At 66.0% G+C, this 25,528-nt stretch carries 27 protein-coding genes; 19 read left to right on the forward strand and 8 right to left on the reverse strand.

The features are described 5' to 3' along the window. Positions 1–62 precede the first annotated feature (62 nt). Positions 63–938 carry a CDP-diacylglycerol--serine O-phosphatidyltransferase gene (pssA, locus tag J6500_RS21890; RefSeq protein ID WP_225714849.1) on the forward strand — a complete coding sequence of 292 codons (876 nt, stop codon included), beginning with the start codon at positions 63–65 and terminating at the stop codon, positions 936–938. A gap of 338 nt (positions 939–1,276) precedes the next feature. Continuing rightward, positions 1,277–1,996 (forward strand): RraA family protein, encoded by a 720-nt coding sequence (locus tag J6500_RS21895; protein ID WP_225714767.1) that lies wholly within the window; start codon positions 1,277–1,279, stop codon positions 1,994–1,996. Between the two features lie 220 nt (positions 1,997–2,216). Here the strand turns inward: J6500_RS21895 and J6500_RS21900 are convergent, their stop codons facing one another. Together J6500_RS21900 and J6500_RS21905 are read right to left on the reverse strand one after the other, a co-directional pair. Then, on the reverse strand, positions 2,217–2,852 hold the full coding sequence (locus J6500_RS21900; RefSeq protein WP_225714768.1) for a TerC family protein: 636 nt from the start codon (positions 2,850–2,852) through the stop codon (positions 2,217–2,219). A 182-nt stretch (positions 2,853–3,034) separates the two neighbouring features. Next, on the reverse strand, positions 3,035–3,328 hold the full coding sequence (locus J6500_RS21905) for a hypothetical protein (protein WP_225714769.1): 294 nt from the start codon (positions 3,326–3,328) through the stop codon (positions 3,035–3,037). Between the two features lie 277 nt (positions 3,329–3,605). Here J6500_RS21905 and J6500_RS21910 point away from each other — a divergent pair, with 277 nt between their 5' ends. Continuing rightward, positions 3,606–4,433: an SDR family NAD(P)-dependent oxidoreductase gene (locus J6500_RS21910; protein WP_225714770.1), complete on the forward strand. Its 828-nt coding sequence runs from the start codon at positions 3,606–3,608 to the stop codon at positions 4,431–4,433. 130 nt (positions 4,434–4,563) lie between these two features. Here J6500_RS21910 and J6500_RS21915 read toward each other — a convergent pair whose 3' ends face one another. The 3 genes from J6500_RS21915 to J6500_RS21925 form a co-directional block, all read right to left on the reverse strand. Continuing rightward, positions 4,564–5,160 (reverse strand): DUF2889 domain-containing protein, encoded by a 597-nt coding sequence (locus tag J6500_RS21915; protein WP_225714771.1) that lies wholly within the window; start codon positions 5,158–5,160, stop codon positions 4,564–4,566. Positions 5,161–5,296: 136 nt separating this feature from the next. Beyond that, positions 5,297–6,853: an acyl-CoA synthetase gene (locus tag J6500_RS21920; protein WP_225714772.1), complete on the reverse strand. Its 1,557-nt coding sequence runs from the start codon at positions 6,851–6,853 to the stop codon at positions 5,297–5,299. Continuing rightward, positions 6,783–7,544, reverse strand: a complete 762-nt coding sequence (locus tag J6500_RS21925) for a TetR/AcrR family transcriptional regulator (protein WP_225714773.1) — start codon at positions 7,542–7,544, stop codon at positions 6,783–6,785. Before J6500_RS21925 ends, J6500_RS21920 begins: the two co-directional genes overlap by 71 nt. A 94-nt stretch (positions 7,545–7,638) precedes the next feature. Here J6500_RS21925 and J6500_RS21930 point away from each other — a divergent pair, with 94 nt between their 5' ends. The 7 genes from J6500_RS21930 to J6500_RS21960 all read left to right on the forward strand — a co-directional run bounded on the left by J6500_RS21930 (position 7,639) and on the right by J6500_RS21960 (position 14,995). Then, positions 7,639–8,823: a lipid-transfer protein gene (locus J6500_RS21930; protein ID WP_225714774.1), complete on the forward strand. Its 1,185-nt coding sequence runs from the start codon at positions 7,639–7,641 to the stop codon at positions 8,821–8,823. A 9-nt stretch (positions 8,824–8,832) separates the two neighbouring features. After that, positions 8,833–9,288 carry a MaoC family dehydratase N-terminal domain-containing protein gene (locus tag J6500_RS21935; RefSeq protein WP_225714775.1) on the forward strand — a complete coding sequence of 152 codons (456 nt, stop codon included), beginning with the start codon at positions 8,833–8,835 and terminating at the stop codon, positions 9,286–9,288. Continuing rightward, on the forward strand, positions 9,285–9,692 hold the full coding sequence (locus tag J6500_RS21940) for a MaoC/PaaZ C-terminal domain-containing protein (protein WP_225714776.1): 408 nt from the start codon (positions 9,285–9,287) through the stop codon (positions 9,690–9,692). Before J6500_RS21935 ends, J6500_RS21940 begins: the two co-directional genes overlap by 4 nt. Before the next feature lie 142 nt (positions 9,693–9,834). Beyond that, positions 9,835–10,662, forward strand: coding sequence for an SDR family NAD(P)-dependent oxidoreductase (locus J6500_RS21945; RefSeq protein ID WP_225714777.1), 828 nt, complete (start codon positions 9,835–9,837; stop codon positions 10,660–10,662). Positions 10,663–10,682: 20 nt separating this feature from the next. Beyond that, positions 10,683–11,828, forward strand: a complete 1,146-nt coding sequence (locus tag J6500_RS21950) for an acyl-CoA dehydrogenase family protein (RefSeq protein WP_225714778.1) — start codon at positions 10,683–10,685, stop codon at positions 11,826–11,828. 231 nt (positions 11,829–12,059) lie between these two features. After that, complete coding sequence (locus J6500_RS21955; RefSeq protein ID WP_225714779.1) at positions 12,060–13,724, forward strand: thiamine pyrophosphate-binding protein; 1,665 nt, start codon at positions 12,060–12,062, stop codon at positions 13,722–13,724. Beyond that, a complete protein-coding gene (locus J6500_RS21960) occupies positions 13,724–14,995 on the forward strand; it encodes an NAD(P)/FAD-dependent oxidoreductase (RefSeq protein ID WP_225714780.1) in 1,272 nt (423 codons plus the stop codon). Before J6500_RS21955 ends, J6500_RS21960 begins: the two co-directional genes overlap by 1 nt. 7 nt (positions 14,996–15,002) lie before the next feature. Here the strand turns inward: J6500_RS21960 and J6500_RS21965 are convergent, their stop codons facing one another. After that, on the reverse strand, positions 15,003–15,236 hold the full coding sequence (locus J6500_RS21965; protein ID WP_225714781.1) for a hypothetical protein: 234 nt from the start codon (positions 15,234–15,236) through the stop codon (positions 15,003–15,005). Positions 15,237–15,554: 318 nt separating this feature from the next. On the opposite strand from J6500_RS21965, the gene J6500_RS21970 reads away from it, so the two are divergent. Further along, the gene (locus J6500_RS21970; RefSeq protein ID WP_225714782.1) at positions 15,555–15,926 is read left to right on the forward strand and encodes an avidin/streptavidin family protein; all 372 of its coding nucleotides are present in this window, start codon (positions 15,555–15,557) and stop codon (positions 15,924–15,926) included. Positions 15,927–16,003: 77 nt separating this feature from the next. Here the strand turns inward: J6500_RS21970 and J6500_RS21975 are convergent, their stop codons facing one another. After that, positions 16,004–16,204 carry a hypothetical protein gene (locus J6500_RS21975; protein ID WP_225714783.1) on the reverse strand — a complete coding sequence of 67 codons (201 nt, stop codon included), beginning with the start codon at positions 16,202–16,204 and terminating at the stop codon, positions 16,004–16,006. Positions 16,205–16,424: 220 nt separating this feature from the next. Between J6500_RS21975 and J6500_RS21980 the strand changes: the two genes are divergently transcribed. Genes J6500_RS21980 through J6500_RS22000 form a run of 5 tightly spaced genes read left to right on the forward strand, consistent with a single transcriptional unit; the run spans position 16,425 to position 20,275 of the window. Beyond that, positions 16,425–17,240, forward strand: a complete 816-nt coding sequence (locus tag J6500_RS21980; protein ID WP_225714784.1) for a chromate resistance protein ChrB domain-containing protein — start codon at positions 16,425–16,427, stop codon at positions 17,238–17,240. Continuing rightward, on the forward strand, positions 17,237–18,628 hold the full coding sequence (chrA, locus tag J6500_RS21985; RefSeq protein WP_225714785.1) for a chromate efflux transporter: 1,392 nt from the start codon (positions 17,237–17,239) through the stop codon (positions 18,626–18,628). Before J6500_RS21980 ends, chrA begins: the two co-directional genes overlap by 4 nt. Positions 18,629–18,686: 58 nt before the next feature. After that, entirely contained in the window at positions 18,687–18,929 is a 243-nt protein-coding gene (locus tag J6500_RS21990; RefSeq protein ID WP_225714786.1) for a hypothetical protein, read from the forward strand. 51 nt (positions 18,930–18,980) lie between these two features. Continuing rightward, positions 18,981–19,301 carry an ASCH domain-containing protein gene (locus tag J6500_RS21995; RefSeq protein ID WP_225714787.1) on the forward strand — a complete coding sequence of 107 codons (321 nt, stop codon included), beginning with the start codon at positions 18,981–18,983 and terminating at the stop codon, positions 19,299–19,301. A gap of 29 nt (positions 19,302–19,330) precedes the next feature. Beyond that, the gene (locus J6500_RS22000) at positions 19,331–20,275 is read left to right on the forward strand and encodes a DUF1259 domain-containing protein (RefSeq protein ID WP_225714788.1); all 945 of its coding nucleotides are present in this window, start codon (positions 19,331–19,333) and stop codon (positions 20,273–20,275) included. Between the two features lie 229 nt (positions 20,276–20,504). Here the strand turns inward: J6500_RS22000 and J6500_RS22005 are convergent, their stop codons facing one another. Then, positions 20,505–21,482: an NADPH:quinone oxidoreductase family protein gene (locus J6500_RS22005; protein ID WP_225714850.1), complete on the reverse strand. Its 978-nt coding sequence runs from the start codon at positions 21,480–21,482 to the stop codon at positions 20,505–20,507. 275 nt (positions 21,483–21,757) lie between these two features. Between J6500_RS22005 and J6500_RS22010 the strand changes: the two genes are divergently transcribed. The 3 genes from J6500_RS22010 to J6500_RS22020 all read left to right on the forward strand — a co-directional run bounded on the left by J6500_RS22010 (position 21,758) and on the right by J6500_RS22020 (position 25,421). Continuing rightward, complete coding sequence (locus tag J6500_RS22010; RefSeq protein ID WP_225714789.1) at positions 21,758–22,531, forward strand: motility protein A; 774 nt, start codon at positions 21,758–21,760, stop codon at positions 22,529–22,531. 47 nt (positions 22,532–22,578) lie between these two features. Further along, the gene (locus J6500_RS22015; protein WP_225714790.1) at positions 22,579–23,409 is read left to right on the forward strand and encodes an OmpA/MotB family protein; all 831 of its coding nucleotides are present in this window, start codon (positions 22,579–22,581) and stop codon (positions 23,407–23,409) included. A 113-nt stretch (positions 23,410–23,522) separates the two neighbouring features. Continuing rightward, positions 23,523–25,421 carry a potassium transporter Kup gene (locus J6500_RS22020; RefSeq protein WP_225714791.1) on the forward strand — a complete coding sequence of 633 codons (1,899 nt, stop codon included), beginning with the start codon at positions 23,523–23,525 and terminating at the stop codon, positions 25,419–25,421. Positions 25,422–25,528: the final 107 nt, after the last annotated feature.

The raw sequence follows: 25,528 nt of genomic DNA on the forward strand, positions 1-25,528 counted from the left end.
GATCAGCCGGTTCCGCCCGCAATGGCGGAGCGCGGCCGCGCTTGCTATATTATATCACCATGATGCCATCGGATCCCAATTCGCCCGAGTATCGCCGCCGCCGGTTCCGCCCGATCCCGGTGCGGATGCTCGTGCCCAACATGATCACACTGCTGGCGATCTGCGCCGGCCTCACTGCGATCAGGCTCTCGACAGAGGGGCGGATGGAGCTCGCGGTCGCCGCGATCGTGTTCGCCGCGATCCTCGACGGCATCGACGGCCGCGTCGCGCGCATGATCAAGGGCCAGTCGAAATTCGGCGCCGAGCTCGACAGTCTTGCCGACTTCGTCAATTTCGGCGTCGCGCCGGGTCTGATCCTGTATTTCTGGCAGCTGCATGAACTGAACAATGGCGGCTGGATCGCCGCGATGGTGTTCGCGATCTCCGGCGGCCTGCGCCTCGCCCGCTTCAACGCCTCGATCGACGATCCGAACAAGCCGCCGTTTGCCGCCAATTACTTCACCGGCGTGCCGGCGCCGGCCGGCGCGATCACCGTGCTGCTGCCGGTCTATCTCGCCTTCCTCGGCGTGCCGATGCCCCCGGCGACGCTGACTGCGTTCTATACGCTCTTGATCGCCTTCCTGATGGTGTCGCGGCTGCCGGTGTTCTCCGGCAAGACCGTGAAGATGCGGGTGCCGCCGGAAATGGTGCTGCCGGTGTTCGTCGCGGTCGTGGTCTTCGTTGCGCTCTTGATCGGCTATCCCTGGCATATCCTGTCGGCCGGCACGGTGGCCTATCTGATCAGCCTGCCGTGGGGCTGGAAGACCTACCGCGATCACGAGCGCGCACTCGCCGCGCAGACGGCCACCGCGAGTGCGCCTGCCCCGGACGCCGCGCCGGCTTATCCGCCAGCGGCCACGACGACGGATCAGGACAATCGTCCGGCAAGGCTGAACTGAAACATCTCTTAAACCGGTGATCCTGAGAGGGTGTGAAGCTTTGTCCTCACCCACCGCTGTCATCGTTCGGTCTGTGCGCAACTGCCAACATCGACCGGGCGATCCAGTACGCCGCGGCTTATCGGCTCAATAACGGCTGTCTCTGGGAATACTGGATCGCTCGTCAAGCCGGACGATGACACCGAGCAAGTTGAGCAAACAATCCGTCACCCTTCAGACAGTGTTGAGCTCGCTCCTCCAAATATCAGCCATTCGCCTGCCTCGGTTGGGTTCGCGTCCGATCTCGGCTAAGAGGCTCTGACCGGCTAGCGAACGCCAAAAATCAGGAGAGAAACGCCGTGACGACATCCGCTTCCGCCCCGCTTCCTGCCTCCGTCCTCGAGGCGCTCGGGCGCTACGACACGCCGACGATCTGCAACGCGATGGAGATCGTGGCGCCGGAGCGCCGCCTGATCGGCTACACGGTGAAGCCGCTGGTCTGCCCGTTTCCGAACCTGCCGCCGATCGTCGGCTACGCCCGCACGGTCGCGATCCGCTCGGTGCTGAAGTCCGGCCTCTCGGCCGAGGAGCAATCGAAGCGCCGCATCGAGTACTACGAATATGTCGGCACCGGCTTCGGCCCGCGTATCTCCGTGATCCAGGACATCGACGGTCCCGACGTCGGCTACGGCGCGTTCTGGGGCGAGGTGCAGAGCGCCGTGCACAAGGCGCTCGGCTGCCTCGGCGTCATTACCGACGGGTCGATCCGCGACATCCCGCAATGGGCTCCGGGTTTTCAGGCGCTGGCCGGCTCGATCGGGCCGTCGCATGCCTGGGTGCATGCCGAAAGCTTCGGCGGCGAGGTCCGCGTCGCCGGCATGACGGTGCGCTCCGACGATCTGATCCACGCTGACAGCCACGGCGCCATCGTGATCCCCTATGAGCTTGCAGCCAAGCTGCCTGAGGCCGCCGAGCTCTGCGGCCGGCGCGAGACGCCGATCCTCGAGATCGCGCGATCCAAGGACTTCTCGCTCGAGAAGCTGAAGGACGCGCTGAAGCGCTCGGCGGAGATTCACTAGCGCCGCGACGGAACTGCGCTCCCTCCCGCTTGCGGGGGAGGGCGGGGTGGGGGTGTCTCCGCATAGAGAATCTCACCGTGGATACACCCCCACGCGCCACACATCTCACGACGCGCGTCGGCCTCCCCCGCAAGCGGGAGAGGCGAAGTGAACCAGCTGATAAGCTTACGCGCCTCACATGCGATCGCTCTGCCCTCAAGCGGGAGAGGTGAACCGAGCGCTATGTCGGCGCGACCTTGGCGACTTCCGAGAAGCCGCGCAGCGTCATGTCGATGGCGACATAGAGGATCACGGCCAAGCCGACATAGGCGATCCAGCGGTGCTTCTGCAGCAGGTTGGCGATGAACGAGGCCGCCGCGCCCATCATCGCGATCGAGAGCACGAGGCCGAATACCAGCACGATCGGCTGCTCGCGCGCCGCGCCCGCGACCGCCAGCACGTTGTCGAGCGACATCGAGACGTCCGCTACGATGATCTGCGTCGCGGCCTGCATCAGCGTCTTCCGGGGCACCGGCGCACCGTCGGCACCGAGCTCGGCGGACGCCTCATGGGTCGACGCGCGCAGCTCACGCCACATCTTCCAGCACACCCAGAGCAGCAGGATGCCGCCGGCGAGCAACAGGCCGACGACCTGCATCAGCTGCGTCGTCGCGATGGCGAAGCCGATGCGCAGCAGCGTCGCGGCGCCGATCCCGATCAGGATCGCCTTGGTGCGCTGCTTCTCGGGCAATCCCGCGGCGGCGAGGCCGATCACGACGGCATTGTCGCCGGCCAGCACGAGGTCGATGATGACGACCTGCACCAACGCGCTGAGACTATCGAGCGAGAATAGGTCGGGCGAGAATAGTTCGGACATGGGTCGGCTCCCCTGGTTGTCGGGGGAGTGGATCCACTGCGACGAGATGGGTTGTTGCCGTCACACGACGGCAAATCCGCCACGGCGCAGATCATGCGTCGCGGGTCGAGCAGGGCCACTCCAACTTGCGTTCCAGTCCGACATCGCAGCTTGTGGCTGCCAGAGGGGCCCGGCCTGGGGTTTTACGGTCGCGACACCGGACGCAGCGCGGCCTGTTCCTCGAAGAACAGCGCGGCCTGATCTGGCTCGCCGAGGATCGCTGCCGCGCATCCCATGAAAGTGAAGGCGCCGGCAAAATCCCACAGATTTAACCCTGCCGCGCTGGTGCGCACGTGAATCACGTGCGCAACGATTGCGGCGAGGGCTGCCTGCACGAACAGAAGCAGGCTGAGCGCGGGCAGGACGAGTGCGGGCTCAACCCAACGCGCGGTCAGGATGATCGGCAGCGCGGTCAGCACGCCGAACAACAGCAGCATGCCGAGGGGCTCCAGCGAGGGAGCTCTCCGCATGATCCTGTCTGAAATGGTTGAAGACATTTCGGTCCTGGTTCCGTCGTTCAGCCCGACGATATCAGAACGCGCCCATGCTGACGCGCGGCGCGGCGACGCGCGACCGCTAGCCGCGCGACAAACCGTTCATGCGCTCTGCCCATCCTGCATCCCGGCGGAGTTGGCACTGGTATGCCATGGCAAAGCCGGCGCCGCGGCGCTATCTTGGCAGTGGCGCAGGGAGAACAGCCCGAAGGACGATGCAATGACGATGGAAGGCAAGACGGTCCTGATCACCGGTTCCACCGACGGCGTCGGCCGCTATGTCGCGCTGAAGCTCGCGTCGAGCGGCGCCCGGGTCCTGATCCATGGCCGCGACACTAAGCGGGCGCAGACGCTGGCCGACGAGATCAAGCGGGTCAGCGGCCGCGAGCCGATGTTCTATCAGGCCGACCTGTCCTCGCTCGCCGAGGTGCGCGAGTTCGCCCAGCTCGTGCTCGACGATCAGGAGCGGCTCGACGTCTTCGTCAGCAATGCCGGAATCGGCTCGCAGAACGAGGGTCCGGCGCGGCAGACCAGCAAGGATGGCCACGAGCTGCGCTTTGCGGTCAACTATCTCGCTGGCTTCCTGCTGGCGCATCTCTTGCTGCCGCGGCTGAAGGAAAGCCGGCCGGCGCGCATCGTCAACGTCGCCTCGATCGGCCAGCATCCGATCGATTTCGACGACGTCATGATCACGAAGAACTACAGCGGCGGGCGCGCCTACGGGCAGAGCAAGCTGTCACAGATCATGTTCACCATCGATCTCGCCGAGACGCTGGCGGGCTCGGGCGTCACCGTCAACGCGCTGCATCCGGCGACCTACATGAACACGACGATGGTGCGTGCCAGCGGCGCGACGCCGATGTCGACCGTGGAGCAGGGCGGCGACGCCATCCTGCGCCTGGTGCAAAGCGAGGACGTCGCCGATCGCAGCGGGCTGTTCTTCGACGGCATGCGCGAGGCGCGCGCCCATCCGCAGGCCTATGATCCGGACGCGCGCAAGCGGCTGCGTGCGCTCAGCCTGGCGCTCTCCGGGCTGCGGGCCTCCTGACGCGGCGCATGGCTGGCCCCATTCGGCCGCAGCGCACTTTTCCGGATCACGCTCTAACGCTGACGTTGTGCGAGATCGTCCGGCGCGCAGAACCAGCGGGATGAACACGATGCCGGGCCACAGGAAGCGACTACGTTTCCTGCTTCGCTTCGACGGGCTTGGTCGCGAACTGCGGAAAGATCTCGGCGACCACAGGCCCATCCAGCCGCCACGAATAGCAGCCGCCGACGAAGAATGGCGGCTCCTTGGCGTCGCGCTGGTGATCCAGCGCGCCGCGGCCCTGCGGGTCCTTGCCTGATGACACGGTCTGGAACAGCGTCGTCACCGCGGGACCGAGCAGCTCCTGCAGATGCGTGCAGGTCTCGAGCTTGCCGATCTTGCGTCTGATGATCTCGCGCCAACCCTTGCCGATGCGCTCGCCGACCAGGCGTTGCAGGATGCCCTCGACATCGAGGCAGGATGGGTAGGGCGTCGAGGCCATCGTGGTGCCGGTCTCGCGGATCGTGAAGCTGTCGTCGACCGCAAGCCGCAGGCGGATGTCATGCACGGGATCGTCCGGCTGCTGCGCGCCGCGATGGCGGTCCTGCCGGGCATACGGCTTGGTGTCGACCAGCCGCGCCTCGACCTCCCACAGGCCGTCATCGCGGAGGTAGCCCGTGCAGTCGACCGAGCGGCGGTGCATCAGGCGGCGCGGCATGCCGTTGGCATTGGTATCGGATGTCGACATCGGAACTCGCTGGATTGACTCTCGATCGATCCAATCGGTCGCGTGCTCCGATGTCAACGGCTGCCCTCGCACGGCGTCATGCGATGCGCAGGGTGGGCTGGCTGGTGCCGCGCGGCAGTCTCTACGGTTCTTGGCGTCAGCTCACGCTCCGCTCCCGGTTCTCCCAATACGGCCGACGCAGCTCGCGCTTCAGGATCTTGCCGGCGCCCGAGAGCGGTAGTGGTGTCGCTGATATATCGACGCTGCGCGGGCATTTGTAGCCGGCGATCAGCGTCTTGCAGTGCTCCATCAGCTCCTCCGGCGTGGCGTTGGCACCGCTCTTCATCACGACGATGGCGTGGACCTGCTCGCCCCAACGCTCGCTCGGGATGCCGATCACGGCGCATTGCGCTACCGCGGGATGCTGGGCGAGGGCGTTCTCGACCTCGGCCGAATACACGTTCTCGCCGCCGGAGATGATCATGTCCTTGACGCGGTCGACGACATAGATGAAGCCGTCCTCGTCCATGTAGCCGCCGTCGCCGGTGTGCATCCAGCCGTCGATCAGGGCGCGCGCGGTTTCCTCCGGCCGTTCCCAATAGCCCATCATCACCATGTCGCCGCGTACCGCGATTTCGCCCACGGTGCCGGTTGGAACGACCTTGTCCTTGGCGTCGACGATCTTGACCTCGGCGCCGAACGTGGCGCGGCCGGCGCCGCGATGCCGGCCCTTGGCGCGGCCATCGCCGATATGCTCCTTCCAGTGCAGGATCGTGGCGATCGGCGACAGCTCGGTCATGCCATAGGCTTGCGTGAACTCGACATGCGGCAGCGCCTTCATGCCGCGCATCAGCACGGCATCCGAGATCACCGAGGCGCCGTAAGCGATCCGCTTCAGTGACGTCAGATCGTAGTTGGCGAGGGTCGGGTGATCGACGAACATCTGGATCATGGTCGGCACCAGCAGCACGTCGGTGACGCGTTCCTTCTGGATCGCGGCCGCGACGCCGTCGGGCGTAAAACCCTGGATCACGACGTTGGAGCCGCCGGATAGCAGCACCGAATACATCGCCGCGCCATTGGCGAGGTGGAACATCGGTGCCGCGTGCAGGTAGACCGAGGTGCCCGGCCATAGCCCTTCGCTGAGCGCATTGAGCGCGTTGGCCATCAGATTGCCGTGGCTCAGCATCACGCCCTTGGAGCGGCCGGTGGTACCGCCGGTGTAGAAGATACCGGCGAGATCGTCGCGGCCGCGCATCGCATCCGGAATGGGCGCCGTGCGGTCGATCAGCGTCTCGTAATTCTCCATGCCGGCCGGCGTTTCGCCGTCATCGGCGTAGACCAGCTTCAATGCGGGAATGGCCTTTGCGAGCGCAGTGCCGACCGGCGCAAACGCCTTGTCGACAAACAGGATATCGGCGCGGCAGTCGCGCAGCGCGTCTTCGTTCTCGATCGGAGACCAGCGGATGTTGAGTGGCACGATCACGGCGCCGGCCCAGCCGACTGCGAGATAGAGCTCGAGATAGCGGTCGGAGTTCAGCGACAGGATCGCGACGCGGTCGCCATCCCGTGCGCCGAGCGAGCGGATGGCGCCGGCGAGGCGGGCGACACGGTCGCCGACCTCGCGCCAGTTGCGCCGCCGTTCACCGCAGGCGACCGCGAGCCCGTTTGGATTGACCTGCAGCGCGCGCCGCAGTCCGTGTGTGATGTTCACGCGTCTCCTCCCTTGATGCGTTTCCCGTGCGTGGCGGTTTGTCCGCCTTCTTCTTCGATGTGGTGGCGATGCCCTCGGTGAGGCGGATCGCGAATTCTTCGGCAACGGCCCGTCCGCTCATGGCACCGCCGGGCTGGAACCAGTGGCCGATCCAGTTCAGCGAGCCCGCGATCGCGAACGCCGACAGCTTTGGATCGCACGGCTTGATCGAGCCGTCCGCGATGCCCTGCGCGATATAGTCGCGGAAGGCGCGGTCGATCCGCCGCTTCGCGTTCCGCACGATCTTGCGGTTGTCGTCGCTGAGATCGCGCAGGTCGAACCGCACGAGGCTCTTGCCGTAGTCGGCGGTCATCAGCTCGGCGTAGCGGACGGTGAGCTTGCGCAGCTTGTCGAGACCGGTGCCGCCGCCCGCCGAGGTCTCGGCGATGCATTCGTCGACCAGCTCGTTGCCGATCGCCCAGCACTCGAACAGGATCTCGTCCTTGCCGCGGAAATAATTGTAGAGCGCCGGCTTGGTTATGTTCAGCCGCTTGGCGACCTCGTTCAGCGTGGCGCGGTGATAGCCTTGCTCCAGGAACAGCGCGACGGCCGTGCGCAGGACCGCTTCGCGCTTCTCGTCGCGCGCGCGGCGCCGGCTCTCGAACGGCAGCCAGGGCGAGTCCTGATTGGAGAAGGGGGAGCTGGCATCCATGTCGCGGCTGCTGTCGCATTGACTCCGTGAAACGCTCCGTATATTACCCATGGGTAATAAATAGTCCAGCGGGTAATTTTCGGGAGGAGCAAGGATGACGTCACGCACCTATGTTGCCGGGGTCGGCATGATCCCGTTCGTCAAGCCCGGCGCCAATGCGCCGTATCACGTGATGGGCGCCGAGGCCGCCAAGCTCGCGCTCGCCGACGTCGGCCTCGACTACGGCAAGGTGCAGCAGGCCTATGTCGGCTACGTCTATGGCGACTCCACCTGCGGGCAGCGCGCGCTCTATCCGGTCGGCATGACCGGCATCCCGATCGTCAACGTCAACAACAACTGCTCGACCGGCTCGACCGCGCTATTTCTGGCGCGGCAGGCGATCGAATCGGGCGCGGCCGATTGCGTGATGGCGCTCGGCTTCGAGCAGATGAAGCCCGGCGCGCTCGGCGCCGTGTTCACCGACCGCCCCAGCGCCTTCGACGATTTCGATGCCGCCGCCGACAAGCTCGTCGACGCGCCCGGCGTGCCGCTGGCGCTGCGCTATTTCGGCGGTGCCGGTCTCAGCCACATGCAGAAATACGGCACGCCGCTGAGTGCATTTGCCAAGGTGCGCGCGAAGGCGAGCCGTCACGCCAAGAACAATCCGCTGGCGCTGTTCCGCAAGGAGGTCACCGCCGAGGACGTGATGAACGACCAGGTGATCTGGCCCGGCGTGATGACGCGGCTGATGGCGTGTCCGCCGACTTGCGGCGGCGCCGCGGCGATCCTGGTGTCGGAGAAGTTCGCCGAGCAGCACGGCCTCAACAAGCAGGTCCGCATCGCCGCGCAGGCGATGACGACGGACACGCCGTCCACCTTCGGGGCCAACGATATGATGCAGGTGGTCGGCTACGACATGGCGCGCGATGCCGCGAACAAGGTCTACGAGACTGCCGGCATCGGCCCCGATGATCTCGACGTCGTCGAGCTGCACGACTGCTTCGCCCATAACGAGCTGATCACCTATGAGGGGCTCGGCCTCTGCAAGCAGGGCGAGGCGGCGCGCTTCATCGACGACGGCGACAACACGTATGGCGGCAAGATCGTCACCAATCCGTCCGGCGGCTTGCTGTCGAAGGGCCACCCGCTCGGCGCCACCGGCCTTGCGCAGTGCTACGAGTTGACCCGGCAGCTGCGCGGCACGGCGGCCGCCACGCAAGTCGAGGGCGCGCGGATCGGCCTGCAGCACAATCTCGGCCTCGGCGGCGCCTGCGTCGTCACGCTGTACGAACGCGCCTGAGGCCGCGCCGTGGTCGATCAATCCGCTGTCGGACGCGAGTTCACGTCCGTGACCGCGCGCGTCGAGCCGGGGCGCCTGCGCTTCTTCCTCGATACGCTCGGGGAAACCAATCCGGTCTACCGCGATGAGACGGCCGCGCAGGCGGCCGGCTTCACGGCGGCCCCGGTGCCGCCGACCTATCTGTTCTGCCTGGAGATGATGGACGCCACCATGCCGTTCGAATTCCTGACCGCACTCGGCATCGATCTCGCCCGCGTGCTGCATGGCGAGCAGCGCTTCGACTATCACGCACCGGTCGTGGTCGGCGATGTGCTCACGTTCAAGCCGCGCGTCACCAGCGTGACCGACAAGAAGGGCGGGGCGATGACCCTGATCGTGGTCGAGACCGAGGTCACCAACCAGGCCGGCGTTCACGTCGCCGACCTCTCGCGCACCGTCGTGGTGCGCAATGCGAGGCCGTCATGAGTGCAACGTCTCCAACCGTCGGCGACCGCCTCGTGCACAAGGAGTTCCCGCCGATCACCCGCCACCGCCTTGCGCTGTATTGCGGCGCCTCGGGCGACCACAATCCGATCCATGTCGATATCGACTTCGCGAAGGCCGCCGGTTTCCCGGACGTGTTCAGCCACGGCATGCTCGTCATGGGCTATCTCGGCCAGGCGCTGACCGACGCGGTCGCGCCGTCGCGCATCCGCTCGTTCTCGACGCGCTTTGCCGCGATCACCCAGCTCGGCGCCAAGCTGACCTGCGAGGGCACCGTGACGGAGCTGATTGAGCAGGGCGGCGAGCATCGCGGTGTAGGGAGAAACTGTAACCGCAGCAAGACTGCGCTCCCTCGCCCCGTTCTTACGGGGGGAGGGTTGGGGTGAGGGGCCGTCTCTACGTCAACGGTGATAGACGGACTCGCGGAGACTCCCCCTCACCCGGAACGCATCTTCGATGCGTTCCGGCCTCAGGCGGGGAGAGGCGAGGCGCGCTCACAGCGAATAATGTCGTCTAGGGAGAATTTGAATGTCCAAACTGCAAGGCAAAGTCGCGCTCGTCTCCGGTTCGGGCCGCGGCATCGGGCGGGCGATTGCGCTGAAGCTCGCGGGTGAGGGCGCGCGGGTCGTCGTCAACGACCTCGATGCCGAGCCGGGCAATGCGGTCGTCGCCGAGATCAAGGCCGCCGGCGGCGACGCCGTTGCGGTCAACGGCAGCGTGACCGAGGCGGGCTTTGCCGATCGCTTCATAGGGGCGGCCATCGAACAGTTCGGCGGTCTCGACATCATCGTCAACAATGCCGGCTACACCTGGGACTCGACGATCCAGAAGATGACCGACGAGCAGTTCCAGGCGATGCTCGACGTCCATCTGGTCGCCCCGTTCCGCATCATGCGCGCGGCGGCCGAGCCGATCCGCCTGATGGCTAAGAAGGAGGCCGAGACCGGCCGCGAGGTGTTCCGCAAGGTGGTCAACATCTCCTCGATCGCGGGGCTCTACGGCAATGCCGGACAGGCAAGCTATTCGTCGGCAAAGGCCTCGCTGATCGGGCTGACGCGGACGATGTGCAAGGAGTGGGGCCGCTACAAGGTCAATGTCAATTGCGTTGCGTTCGGCCTGATCAACACCCGCCTGACCCAGCCGATCGAGACCCAGCAGAAGACCATCGACGTCGCCGGCCGCGACATCAAGGTCGGCGTGCAGCCGCAGATGCTGGAGGCGATGGGCCGGATGATCCCGCTCGGCCGCGGCGGCACGCCGGAGGAGGCGGCGGACGCGGTCTATCTGTTCTGCGCGCCGGAATCGAACTACATCAGCGGTCAGGTGATCGTCGCCGGCGGCGGTCTTCTGATCTAAGCGATTTCGAGCGAGGTAGCATGCAATACCGATCGTCCTGGATGACCGAGGAGCTGGACACCTTTCGTGACCAGTTCCGCAAATTCCTCGCCAAGGACCTAGCGCCGCACGCCGAGAAGTGGCGCGCGCAGAAGCTGGTCGACCGGTCAGCCTGGCGCGCGCTCGGCGAGATGGGCGCGCTGCTGCCCAGCGTGCCCGAGGCCTATGGCGGCCTGGGCGCCACCTTCGCCTATGACGCCGCGGTGCTCGAGGACATCGAGAGCACGGTGCCGGAGGTGACGACCGGCGTCTCCGTGCACAGCGCGATCGTCGCGCATTACATCCTCAACTACGGCTCGGAGGAGCAGAAGAAGCGCTGGCTGCCAAAGATGGCCTCGGGCGAGATGGTCGGTGCCATCGCGATGACCGAGCCCGGCACCGGTTCGGATCTGCAGAGCGTCAAGACCACGGCCAGGAAGCAGGGCAATAGCTACGTCATCAACGGCCAGAAGACTTTCATTACCAATGGCCAGGCCGCCGACCTCGTCATCGTGGTGGCGCGCACCGGCGCAGCCGGCGCCAAGGGCATCTCGCTGATCGTGGTGGAAACTGCCGGCGCCGAGGGCTACCGGCGCGGCCGCAACCTCGACAAGATCGGCCTGCACGCATCAGATACGTCGGAGCTGTTCTTCGACAATGTGACGGTGCCGCCGGAAAACCTGCTCGGGGCCGAGGAGGGCAACGGCTTCGTGCAGCTGATGCAGCAATTGCCGCAGGAGCGTCTCGCGCTCGCGGTCGGCGCCGTCGCTTCGATGGAGCGCGCGGTGAAGATCACCGCCGAATACACCAAGGAGCGCACCGCGTTCGGAAAACCGCTGCTCGAATTCCAGAACACCGCCTTCAAGCTCGCCGAGCGCAAGACCGAGGCGATGATCGCCCGCGTCTTCGTCGACTGGTGTGTCGAACGGCTGGTCGCCGGCGACCTTGACACCGTGACGGCGTCGATGGCGAAATGGTGGTGCTCGCAGAAGCAGGTTGAGACCGCCGACGAATGCCTGCAACTGCACGGCGGCTACGGCTACATGCAGGAATACCCGATCTCGCGGATGTTCATCGATTCCCGCATCCAGAAGATCTACGGCGGCACCAATGAGATCATGAAGCTGCTGATCGCCCGCTCGCTGTAAGGGGCGGGTGTCTGTCGTTCCGTCATGACGGGGATGGAGGACCGGAATGACCCGCTATTCCTACGCGGGTCGGCGGCATTCCCGCGCCGCCCATTCCCCGCCGCATGGCCCGATGCGCCCGCCGCAACCCGCGGCCACTTCGGCCTTGCGCCATATTGCCGTGTATCATACCCCCGTGGACCATGATCCGCGCGCGGCGCCGTGCCCGCGCAACGTTCGCAGGGAGCCGTCATGACCAAGAGCAATGCCCGCACCGGAGGCCAAATCCTGATCGACCAGTTGGTCGCGCAGGGCGTGGAGCGCGTCACCTGCGTGCCGGGCGAGAGCTATCTGGCGGCCCTCGACGCGTTGCATGACAGTCCGATCGACGTGGTGATTTGCCGGGCCGAGGGTGGCGCCGCGATGATGGCGGAGGCCTATGGCAAGCTGACCGGCAAGCCCGGCATCTGCTTCGTCACCCGCGGCCCCGGCTCGACCAATGCCGCGCACGGCGTGCATATCGCGATGCAGGATTCCACGCCGATGATCCTGTTCGTCGGCCAGGTCGACACCGGCATGCGCGAGCGCGAGGCGTTCCAGGAGCTCGACTACAAGGCAGTGTTCGGCACCATGGCGAAATGGGCGGTCGAGATCGACCGGCCCGACCGTATTCCGGAGCTGGTCGCGCGCGCCTTCCGCGTTGCGCTGCAGGGCCGCCCGGGACCGGTCGTGATCTCGCTGCCGGAAAACATGCTGACCGAAACCGCCGCGGTGGCCGACGCGCCCAAGGTCGAGCCGGCGGCCACTTGGCCCGCGCCGGCGGACCTCGATCGGCTCGGCGCAATGCTGGCCGGCGCCAAGGCGCCGATCGTCGTGCTCGGCGGCTCGGCCTGGACCGCCGAGGCCGCACAAGGCATCGCGCGCTTCGCCGAGCGCTTCGACCTGCCGGTTGCGACCTCGTTCCGCCGCGCCTCGCTGTTCGACGCCGACCATTCGCTTTATGCCGGCGATCTCGGGATTGGCCCGAGCCCGCAGCTCAAGGCGCGCATCACCGATGCCGATGTCATTCTCTTGATCGGCGGCCGCATGTCGGAAATGCCGTCGTCGTCCTATACGCTGCTCGACATTCCCACCCCACGGCAAAAGCTGATCCATGTCCACCCGGGCTCCGAGGAGCTTGGCCGCGTCTATCAGCCGGCGCTCGCGATCCAGGCGACCCCCGCCGCCTTCGCCGCCGCGGTGGAAAACATGAAGCCCGCGGCCACGCCGGCCTGGAAGGGCGAAGCGGCGCAGGCGCACGCCGATTATCTCGCCTGGACCGAGAAGCCGCGCGAGCTTCCCGGCAGCTTCCAGTACGGCCAGGTCGTCACCTGGCTGCGCGACCGCCTGCCGAAGGACGCCATCGTCTGCAACGGCGCAGGCAACTATGCCGGCTGGCTGCACCGCCACCACCGCTTCCACACATTCGCCGCGCAACTCGCGCCGACCTCGGGCTCGATGGGCTACGGCGTGCCGGCGGCGGTGATGGCAAAACGGCACCATCCCGATCGCGTCGTCGTGGCGTTTGCCGGCGACGGCTGCTTCCTGATGAACGGGCAGGAATTCGCGACCGCCGTGCAGTATGACGCGCCGCTGATCGTCGTGATCATCGACAACGCGCAATACGGCACCATCCGCATGCACCAGGAGCGCGACTATCCCGGCCGCGTCGTCGGCACCCAGCTCAAGAACCCGGACTTCGCGCTCTACGCCAAGGCCTTCGGCGGTCATGGCGAGCGGGTCGAGCGCACGGAAGACTTCGCACCGGCGTTCGAGCGCGCGCTGGCCTCCGGCAAGCCGGCGATCTTGCACTGCCTGGTCGATCAGCGCGCGCTGTCGGTCGGCAAGGATTTTACGCCCCAAGCGGCGGCCAACTGATGCCTGCGTCCGCAGGCCGCCACGTCGCGATCATCGGCGCTGGGGCCGTCGGCGTGATCAGCGCCATCGAGGCACTCCGCGCTGGCCATCGCGTTACGCTGATCGATCCGGGCGAGCCGGGCGGCGAGCAGGCCGCAAGCTACGGCAATGCCGGCTGGCTGTCATCCCATTCGGTGATTCCGCCGGCCGAGCCCGGCACCTGGAAGAAGGTTCCGGGCTATCTGATGGACCCGCTCGGGCCGCTCGCGATCCGCTGGTCCTATCTGCCGAAGGCGCTGCCCTGGCTCATCAAGTATCTCTTGTCGAGCCGGACCGAGGCGCAGGTCGAGGCTACCGCGCGGGCGATGCGCGATCTGTTGAAGGATGCGCCGCTGCTGCACCGGCAGCTCGCCGAAGAGGCCGGCGTCGGCGAACTGATCGAGCGGCGCGGCGTGATGCACGTGTTTCCCTCCCGGGCGCCCTTTGACGGCGATCTCGGCTGGCGCATCAGGAAGCGCGTCGGCATCGAATGGCTTGAGCTGAATGAAGATGAGGTGCGACAGCGCGAGCCGGATCTGCACCCGCGCTACAAGTTCGGCGTCGTCGTCGAAGAGGCGGGACGCTGCCGCGATCCCGGCGCCTATATCGCGGCGCTCGCCGCCCACGCAGTGGCGAACGGCGCGGTCCGCGTCGCGGCGAAGGCGACCGGCCTCAAGCTGAGGGGTGACCGGCTCGTTGCCGTCGTCACCGAGACCGGCGAGATCGCCTGCGACGCTGCGGTCGTCGCCGCCGGCGCGCGCTCGAAACAGCTGACTGCGTCGATCGGCGATTCCCTCCCGCTGGAGACCGAGCGCGGCTACCACGTCATGATCGAGGATCCGGAATCCGGGCCGCGCAATTCGATGATGGCGTCCGATGCCAAGATGGTGGTGAACTGGACCGACAAGGGCCTGCGCGCCGCCGGCACGGTCGAGATCGCCGGCCTCGACGCCGAACCGAACTGGAAGCGCGCAGAGATCCTGCGCGATCATCTGCTCGGTATGTTTCCAAAACTGCCGCGGGACATTCCGGCGTCGCGCATCAAGACTTGGTTTGGCCATCGGCCGAGCATGCCGGACGGCCGGCCCTGCATCGGCCATAGCAGTGCCACGCGCGACGTCGTCTATGCGTTTGGCCATGGCCATGTCGGCCTGGTCGGCTCGGCCCGCACCGGCCGCCTGGTCGCACAGTTGTTGAGCGGCAAGCCGCCGGAGATTCCGCTCGGGCCCTTCGCGCCGTCGCGATTCCTGTAACCCACCCTCAGCCCTCGCCGGCCCACGCGGTGATCGCGGCCGGCGCGATCACGCGCCGCGGCGCGTGCGGATTGATCGTCCCGGCGCTGATATCCTGGGTTTCAATCAGCAGGGTGCGTGCAAACGCCTTGGCATCCTGTTCGTTCGTGAACGTGCGGGTCTGGCGGGCGAACCGGTGGTGTCCGGCGTCGGGATTTCTCAGGGCGAACGAGACGTACCAGATGGCGGAGGCGTTCTTCATCGTGCTGCCTCTGGCGGAGGCGTCCGGCCGGCCTGATCTGGATTGCCGAAGTGCAGATCTGCGATCTGTGCCAAGATAAAGAGCCCCTAAATACAACACGTCTCGTTAAGACAGTTTGCGCGTGACGCGCCGCCACCCACCGGAACTGGCGGCTCGTCGATTCTCAATTGCCGAACTCCCGATAACGTACGGGAACCTGTTCGGTTCCAACGAGCCTCACCGAGCACCTTCAGCGACCCGCGGGCGTTCGGAACGCCGATTCCCCGCCGCGGTTGTCCTGCTCGAGGTTGGCGACCGCGACCGGCACCAGGAGGCGCAATGACGTGGGTTGGCAAGTGGAAGAACCAGTACGGCTCGATCGTCGAGATCACCAGCGAGGCCGACGGGCGCATCGCCGGGACGTTTCGCACGGCGCTGCCGGACAGCGGCTTCTACAACCAGACGGTTGCGATCGTCGGTGTCCATCGGGGCAATTGCATCGGCTTTTCGTCGGTCGGGGCTTCCGCGAGCGGCGACCGGGTCGTGTCCTATACCGGCTTGCTCCGCGACGGCAAGATGGAGACCGCATGGTTCGTCGTGGCGGACAAGGCGCTCGTCGCGCCGGGCGAGGGCGAGCCGGCGGCCCTGCAGCCCGTGAACTGGTGGCGGGCCGTGACGACAAGCACCGATACGTTTGAACGGGTCACCTAGGAGCGATCTGCAAAGCGGGAACTGGAAACCGCGACGCCGCATCAATTGAGACTTATCGCGGTCAGGCCGTCTCGCGGTCAGGCCGTCGAGCCGGGTGGCTCGCTCTCCTTGCGTGCCGCCGCAATGGCCTTCTCAACCTCCGCCGCCAGAGTCGTCAGATGGTCGGCAAGCTTGGTGAACAGTTCGCGCTTGCGGATGTCTGTCGTCAGGTCACGGATCAATGCGCATTCCGCCGCGTCCCGACGAAGCTTTTCGAGGTGCGTCAGCATGTCCTGCATTTTGCGTCCCCAAAAGGCCAGTGACGACGGTAGGCGGCGCGGAACCCGCCGACAATAACCTGTGATAACATCAGGAGGGAGGGCACAGGATCGAGCGAAGCTCATGATCGCAGGTTGACAGCCGCGCCGAGCGGGCCTTTACTTCGGACTACGGGGATATGCGATCTCCCCGCGAGGCGACATGCCCAAGAATCGCGTCCTTACTCACCAAGGGCGCAGCATGTCATACACTTCGATCTCATCAGACAAATTGCTTCGACTCATCGGCACCGCCAGCGCGCCTGCGCTGGTCGACGTCCGCCTCGATGAGGATTTCGCCGCAGATCCGCGGCTGATCCCGGGCGCCGCGCGGCGCTCGCACCGCGAGGTCCAGGACTGGGCCTCACAGATGTCCGGCAAATCCGTTGTCGTGATCTGCCAGAAGGGGCAGAAACTCAGCGAGGGCACCGCGGCCTGGCTGCGCTGCGCCAACGTCGCGGCGGAGGTGCTCGAAGGCGGCCATCTCGGCTGGACGCAGGCGGAGCTGCCGACCGTCCCCGCGGCCAGGATTCCAGAGCGCGATCGGCACGGCCGTACGGTCTGGGTGACGCGGTCACGCCCGAAGATCGACCGCATCGCCTGTCCGTGGCTGATCCGCCGCTTTGTCGATCCGGCCGCGGTCTTCCTGTTCGTGGCACCATCGGAAGTCGAGGCGGTGGCCGAGCGCTTCGCAGCCGTGCCCTTCGACATCGAGAACGTGTTCTGGAGCCACCGGGGCGAACTCTGCACCTTCGACGTGATGGTCAAGGAGTTCGGGCTGTCGACGCCCGCGCTGGAGCGGCTCGCGACGATGGTGCGCGCCGCCGATACGGCGCGGCTCGAACTGTCGCCGGAAGCGCCCGGATTGCTTGCCGCCTCGCTCGGCCTGTCGCGGATGTTCGACGACGATCTCGAGCAACTGAATGCCGGCCTTTTGCTCTACGACGCGTTCTACCGCTGGTGCCGCGACGCGACCAAGCAGACGCACAACTGGCCGACCAGCAAGGTGAAGCCATGACGGAGCTCGCCGCAACCCGCAAGGCCGGCGCGCCGGACAACGCGCATGGCATCTCCTTCAGCGAGGCGCTGCTGGTCTGGATCCGCGTGGCGATCCTGAGCTTCGGCGGTCCCGCGGGTCAGATCGCGGTGATGCATCGCATCCTGGTCGAGGAGAAGAACTGGATCTCGGAGGGCCGTTTCCTGCACGCGCTCAACTACTGCATGCTGCTGCCCGGACCCGAGGCGCAGCAGCTTGCGACCTATATCGGCTGGCTGCTGCACCGGACTGCCGGCGGCATCGTGGCCGGCGGTCTGTTCGTCCTGCCCGGCATCTTCGCCATCATGGGGCTCAGCTATATCTACGCCGCCTACGGCAATGTCGGCTTCGTCGAGGCGGTGTTTTTCGGCCTCAAGGCGGCGGTGCTGGCCATCGTGATCCAGGCGGTGGTCCGCGTCGGCAGGCGCGCGCTGCGCAACCCGGTCATGATCGCATTGGCGGCGATGGCCTTCATCGCGATCTTCTTCTTCGCCGCGCCGTTTCCGCTGATCATCATTGCTGCCGCCGTGATCGGCTTCGCCGGCGCCCGGATGGGCCGGCCGGAGTTCGCAGCGCTCGAGCACGACGGAAAGAATTCGGCTGCGATCGACAGCATGCTCGGCGAGTCCGTGCCGGAGCATGTTCGACCCAATGCGTCGCGTGCGCTACGGGTCGCCGCCGTCTGGCTTGCGATCTGGCTCATTCCAGTGTTCGCGGTTCTGGTCGCGCTGGGTTCGAACGACGTATTCAGCCAGATCGCGATCTTCTTCAGCAAGATGGCGATGGTTACGTTCGGCGGCGCCTATGCCGTGCTGGCCTATGTCGCCCAGCAGGCCGCCGACTACTATCACTGGGTGACCCCGCGCGAGATGCTGGACGGCCTCGGCATGGCCGAAACCACGCCGGGTCCGCTGATCATGGTGGTCCAGTTCGTGGGCTTCATGGCTGCGTTCCGCGAGGCGAGCGGCCTGTCGCCGATGCTGGCCGGGACGCTCGGCGGCCTGCTGGCGACCTGGGTCACCTTCGCTCCGTGCTTCCTGTGGATCTTCGTCGGTGCGCCTTACATCGAGGCGCTGCGCGGCAACAAGGCGCTCGCCGGTGCGCTCTCAGCCATCACCGCCGCGGTCGTCGGCGTGATCCTCAATCTCTCGATCTGGTTCGCGCTGCATACGCTGTTTCGGCAGACCTATGCGGTGCGCGGTTTCGGCCTGTCGTTCGACGCGCCGGTGCCTGGCAGCATCGACGTGCCGGCCGTCATGCTGTCGGTCGCGGCGGCGACCGCGATCTTTCGCTTCAATGCCGGGATGCTCGTTGTCCTCGCCGCGTCCTGCATCGCCGGCATCGTGATGCACCTTGCAGGAGTCATCTAGCGGATCACCTCACGAAACGGCTTCACCTGGGGCAGGGGACAAGACCAGGAGAGCGAACATGCGAACAACAATCTCGTGCACGGCCGTCTTGCTGACGGCCTCGTTGACCGTCCTGGGCTGGCTGTCACCCGCCGTTGCCCTGACCCAGGAGGAACTCGTCGCCAGGATCGAGGCGGCCGGCTACTCGCAAGTCAGTGACATCAAGTCGACGGCTGAGGGGATCATCGCCAAAGCCACGAAGAACGGCAGGCAAGTGCGGCTCGTCATGGACAGCAACGGTCAGATCAAGGAGAGCAAGTAAATGTCTACACGATACGAACACGATGGAGTCAAATGCATGTGGAGGCTGGTCATGATCGCCTCGGCAGTCGTGTTTCTGCCGGGAACCGGCGTCTCGGCGCCGGTCGATGGCGGGCGCAGATCGGTAGAGCAGAGCCCGATCCAGGACGGCGTGGCCGCTCGTCCACCGGCCGCCGAGATGCTTCGCGGCACCGTCGAGGCGATCGATCAGGGCACCGACTCGATCACCATCCGGCTGCCGTCGAAGGCCACGCAGCAATTCAAGGTTCAAGACGCTCTGCTCTTCAATGCAGTTCGCTTCGGCGACGAGGTTCAGGTCTCCGTGCAAGACATCGATGGCTTTAGAACCATCGTCGCACTCTCCGAGCGATAGCGGCGGATACGGGAACAAGGAGCAATTCAATGCGACGTACACTCTCAACGATCGCCGGCATCGGCGCATGTCTGTTTGCCACTGCTGCAAACACCCAGAACATCGATTGGCGCGTTTTCACCGAACCCTTCGTCGCGACCGCCCACGCGCAGGATATCGCGTGGCAAAAGATCGACGAGACGTTGGGCCGCAAGCCTGCCGTCAGCGGCGACGTCCATCGCTACGGCTTCCCGCGGACCGACCTCTCGGTGACGCTGGATGGGGTGACGATCAAGCCGGCACTGGCGCTCGGCGGCTGGGTCGCGTTCAAGCCCGCGCATGGCGGCGTCATGGTGATGGGAGACCTCGTGCTGCTCGAGACCGAGATCAACCCGGTGATGGCCAAGATGATCGCAAACGGGCTCGAGATCACCGCCGTGCACAACCATCTGCTGCGCGCCAGCCCCGCCACGTTCTACATGCACGTCGCCGGCCACGGCGATCCCCTCAAGCTGGCCGCGGCGATCCGCGATGCGCTGGCCGAGAGCAAGACGCCGCTGACCGCCGCGGCGCCGGCCGGCGCGCCGCCCGCCGTCGATCTCGACACCGCGCAGCTCGACCAGATCATCGGCGCCAAGGGCCAGTCCAATGGCGGCGTCTACCAGTTCAACGTGCCGCGCCGCGATCCGGTCACGGAGGGCGGGATGCAGCTCAGCCCGGTCGGACCGATGGGCGTCGCCACCGGCATCAATTTCCAGCCAACCGGCGCGGGCAAGGCCGCCATCACCGGCGACTTCGTCATGACCAGCGACGAGGTCAATCCCGTGATCACGGCTTTGCGCACGCATGGCATCGAGGTGACGGCGCTGCACAGCCACATGCTGGACGAGCAGCCGCGCCTGTTCTTCATGCATTTCTGGGCCAACGATGACGCGATCAAGCTCGCCAAGGGTTTGCGGGCGGCGCTCGACAAGACGGCGAGCGGCAAGAGCTGAGGCCCGGTGCATATCGCGAGAACGCGAAGCTGTATCCCACCCACAACTGTCGTCGCCCGGTTTTAACCGGGCGATCCAGCACGCGCGGTCCGTCGGCTCAAGCACTGTCGTCTCTGGAATATTGGATCACCCGCTTTCGCGGGTGATGACACCGCGTTGCTTGGCAGGCGGCGCGATCCCCAATCCCCGCCTTCGCCGGGACGACGGCGGGAGCCAAGCGCGGTGCCCCTTACCCGATTCGCACCACCATCTTGCCCAGCGCCGCACGTGTCTGCATGGTCTTGAACGCCGCGCGGAAATCCTCGAAGCCGAACACCTTGCCGACGACCGGCACCAGGCGGCCGTCGTTCAGCCAGGCCGACAATTGCGTCATCACGCGCGCCTGCGCGTCGGGCTCGCGGCGGGCGATCTGGGCGGCGTCGACGCCGGTCAGGAGGCCGCCCTTGAGTAGCGGCAGGTTGAACGGCAGTGCGGGGATGGTCCCTGCGGCAAAGCCGACCACGACATGGCGGCCGTTCCAGGCGATCGAGCGGAACGCCTGCACGGAGACCTCGCCGCCGACCGGATCGAAGATCACGTCGGGGCCGTGACCGCCGGTCGCTTCCTTCAGCGCGTCGCGCCAATCGGACTTCGTGTAGTCGACGACTGCATCGGCGCCGAAGCTTGTCGCAAATTCGCGCTTCTCCGCGGTCGAAGCCGCGGCGATGACGCGCGCGCCGAGCAGCTTGCCGACCTGGATCGCGGCGATGCCGGTACCGCCGGCCCCGCCGAGCACGAGCAGCTGCTCGCCGGCGCGGAGCGAGCCGCGTTCGCCCAGCGCGTAGAGCGCGGTGAGATAGTTGGTGCGGAAGGCGGCCGCAGCCTCCATCGACAGGCCTTCGGGCATGACCTCGACGGCCTCCGCAGGCACGGCGATGTATTCGGCAAGCGCGCCGGAGCGCGCGGCGCCCATCACCCGCATGCCCGGCGCGATGCCGGAGATGTCGCCCGCCACCGCGTCGACCACGCCGGCGAACTCCGCGCCGGGCGTGAACGGCAGCTCGTCCTTGGTCTGGTAGCGGCCCTCGACCTTCAGCCCATCGACGAAGCCGATGCTCGCGGCCTGCACCCGGACCCGGATCTGGCCCGGCACGGGTTCGGGCATTGCGATGTCCCTCAGTCCGATCTGATCGATGGGCGCATATTGCTCGACGACGACGGCCTTCATCCTGCTCTTCTCGCTCATTCGCTTCCCCAACCAAAAGCTATCTCACGTCCGTTGTTCTACGGGGAGGGGTTTTGCGCATTCCGTGACTGCCGCCGCTGCGGAAAGCCAGCATCTTCAACAACATCGCGAAAAGGGGCGCGTTTACCCGTTGTTATCCCTACCAAATTCGGTAACGCGTCCTTAATGGCATTAACGTTAGGGTTTTCCAACGCGGCCCGCCTTGGGCCGTGCGCCGTCCAGGACGGGCAGGTGTTGCGTTCGCGTTGGAGTTTTCCATGGATATCATGACAGGCGCCGGGCTGCTGTTCGGCATCATCGTCATCGCGGTGATGATGTTCATGGGCGGCGACCTGCACATGTTCATCTCCGAGCACGCCATGATCATCATCTTCGGCGGCTCGATCGCGGCGACGATGATCCGCTTTCCGCTCGGCGTGATGCTGCATGGCCTGCCGCTCGGCGCCAAATTCGCCTTCACCATGAGCCGGCTGTCGGCCCGTGACCTCGTCGACGAGCTCGCCCGCATCGCCGAGATCGCCCGCAAGCAGGGCCCGGTCGGCCTCGAAAAGGTCGAGACCGACGAGCCGTTCCTCGCCAAGGGCATCCGCTATGTCGCCGACGGTTACGACCTCGAATTTATCCGCGACAACATGGAGCGCGACCGCGACAATTTCCTGATGCATCTCGACGAGGGCAGCAAGATCTACCGCGCGATCGGCGACTGCGCCCCGGCGTTCGGCATGATCGGCACGCTGATCGGCATGGTGCAGATGTTCGCCAACATGACCGACCCGTCGAAACTCGGCCCGTTTATGGCGACCGCGCTGCTCGCGACGCTGTACGGCGCGCTGGTCGCCAACCTGTTCTGCCTGCCGATCGCCGACAAGCTGCACGGCAAGCTGCTCGACGAGGAGACCAACCGCACGCTGATCATCGACGGCATCCTGATGATCCGCGACTCCAAGAGCCCGGCGCTGGTGCGCGAGATGCTGCTGGCCTATCTGCCGGAGAAGCATCGCCAGGAGGACGGCGAGCCGGTGCCGGCCTGACGGCACGGGCGCGGCGCTCCCAGGAATCGTAGCCAGAAGACCCGACAATGGCCAAGAAAAAGCGCGGCGACGCCCATACCGGAGGTCACGGCTGGTTCGTGACCTTCGCCGATTTGATGGGACTGATGATGAGCTTCTTCGTGATGCTCGTCGCGTTCTCCACCATGGACAACAACAAGCTGAAGATCGTCGCCGGCTCGATGCGCGATGCCTTCGGCGTGCAGACCAATGTGCGCTATTCCGGCATCGTCGAATCCGACGGCCTGCCGACCCGGCCGAAGCTGAAGAATGTCGAGCACATCTCGCCGGAGGACTCCTCGGCCAATCCGACGCCGGACGAGAAGGAGCGCAGCCAGATCAACGGCGCGCGGCTGAAGATCGACCGGGAGTTCGCGCTGGCTTCGGCCTCGTTGCGCCAGGCGCTGCAGGACATGCCCGAACTGACCGAGATCTCCAAGAACATCATGTTCGAGGAGACCAAGGAGGGGCTCAACCTCGAAATCGTCGACCAGGACGGCCGCTCGATGTTCGCCGACGGCTCCAGGGAGCCCTATGACCGGACGCGGCGGCTGATTCAGAAGCTCGCCGCGCCGCTGAAGGCGACGCCGCTGCGGGTCTCGATCGTGGGGCATACTGCCGCAGGTTTCGTGCCGGCGCGGAGCGATTACGACGCCTTCGACCTGTCGGCGGACCGCGCCAACGCGGTGCGGCAGATCCTGGAGCGGGAAGGGTTGCCGGCCTCGCATATTTTCGCGGTTTCCGGCAAGGCCGACGGCCAGCCGCTGTTTCCCGACGATCCGACGCTGCCGGCCAATCGTCGCGTGACCATCACGTTGATGCGGGAAAATCCGCCGCTGCCGCCGGACCTGAAGCCCTGAGTCTGAGTTATCATGGTACCGTCAAGCTAGCCGTGTTGCTCAGTTGACACGCAGGGCGGAAGCGTCGATAGCCGCGCGGATCAAATCAACCGATCGGGCGTTCCAACCTCGCCATGGCTGTCAGCGTCTCATCCACCGAAGCTCAGGAAGGACAACCCACCTCCGGCTTCTGGGCCTTGACTCTCGGCAGCATCGGCGTGGTGTTCGGCGATATCGGGACCTCGCCGCTTTACGCCTTCCGCGAGGCGGTCGGCGGCGCCGCCCACGGCCAGCCGGTCACCCGGATCATGGTGCTGGGCGTGCTCAGCCTGATCCTGTGGGCGCTGTTCACCGTCGTCACCGCGAAATATGTGCTGCTGCTGCTCCGCGCCGACAATAATGGCGAGGGCGGCACGCTGTCGCTGATGGCCCTCGGCCAGCGCGCGCTTGGCCGGCGCAGCTGGCCGCTCCTGGTGCTCGGCGTGATCGGCGCTTCGATGTTCATCGGCGATTCCATGATCACGCCGGCGATCTCGGTGTTGTCGGCGGTCGAAGGCCTCAAGCTCGCCACGCCGCATCTCGAGCATTACGTGGTGCCGCTGACGATCCTGATCCTGGTCGTGCTGTTCTCGGTGCAGAGCAGCGGCACCGCCCGCGTCGCCTCCGCCTTCGGGCCGGTGATGGTGGTCTGGTTCACGGTGCTGGCGGTGATGGGCCTCGCGCACATCATGGACGATCCGTCGGTGCTGGCGGCGATCAATCCGTATTACGCGATCCAGTTCATGCTGACGCACGGCACCATCGGCCTGGTGACGCTGGGCGCGGTGTTCCTTGCGGTGACCGGCGGCGAGGCGCTGTACGCCGATCTCGGCCATTTTGGCCGCAAGCCGATCCAGTCCGGCTGGCTGTTCTTCGTCCTGCCGGCACTGCTCTTGAATTATTTCGGGCAGGGCGCGCTGGTGCTGTCCGATCCGAGCGCGATCGAGAATTCGTTCTACCGCATGGTGCCGGACGTGCTGCTGCTGCCGCTCGTCGTGCTCGCCACCGCTGCGACCGTGATCGCGAGCCAAGCTGTCATCACCGGCGCCTATTCGCTGATCAGCCAGGCGGTGCAGCTCGGCCTCTTGCCGCGCTTCGAGGTCCGCTACACCTCGGAGACCCACGCCGGCCAGATCTATCTGCCGCGGGTCAACCGGCTGCTGCTGATCGGCGTGCTGCTGCTGGTGCTGCTGTTCCGGACCTCGAGCGGGCTCGCCTCGGCCTACGGCATCGCCGTGTCGACGACCATGGTTGCCGACGGCATCATGGGCTTCATCGTGATCTGGAAGCTGTGGAACTGGCGCGTGGCGTCGGCGGCGGCGTTGATCCTGCCGTTCGTGGTCATCGACATGACCTTCCTCAGCGCCAATCTGCTGAAACTGTTCGAGGGCGCGTGGGTGCCGCTGTTGTTCGGCATCGTCGTCGCGACGATGATCTGGACCTGGCGGCGCGGTGCCGCGATCCTGGTGGCGAAGACCCGCCGCATCGAGGTGCCGCTGCGCGACTTGATCCAGAGCCTGGAGAAGCGGCCGCCGCATATCGTCAAGGGCACCGCGGTGTTCCTGACCAGCGACCCGAGCTTCGTGCCGACCGCGCTGCTGCACAATCTCAAGCACAACAAGGTGCTGCACGAGCACAATGTGATCCTGACCATCGAGACCGCGCCGACGCCGCGCGTCGATCTGTCCGAGCGCGTGTTCATGGAGAAGATCAGCGACAAGTTCACCGCGGTGCGGCTGCGCTTCGGCTATATGGAATCGCCGAACGTGCCGAAGGCGCTGGCGATCGCGCGCAAGCTCGGCTGGCAGTTCGACATCATGGCGACCTCGTTCTTCGTGTCGCGCCGCTCGCTGAAGCCGTCGGCGCAATCTGGCATGCCGCTGTGGCAGGACCATTTGTTCATCGCGATGAGCCGCTCCGCCAACGACGCCACCGACTATTTCCAGATCCCGACGGGCCGGGTCGTGGAGGTGGGTACCCAGGTAACTATTTGATCGGCCAGCCGGATTCCGTAGCGGCGAGACCGTGATCCATGCGTGACATGCATGGCGGGCGCCTGAATCCAGCCTAACCTATGCATTCCTGCCGGGAGTATAGCGCT

The sequence above is a fragment of the Bradyrhizobium semiaridum genome (genome assembly GCF_020329505.1).
Lineage (GTDB): Bacteria > Pseudomonadota > Alphaproteobacteria > Rhizobiales > Xanthobacteraceae > Bradyrhizobium > Bradyrhizobium semiaridum.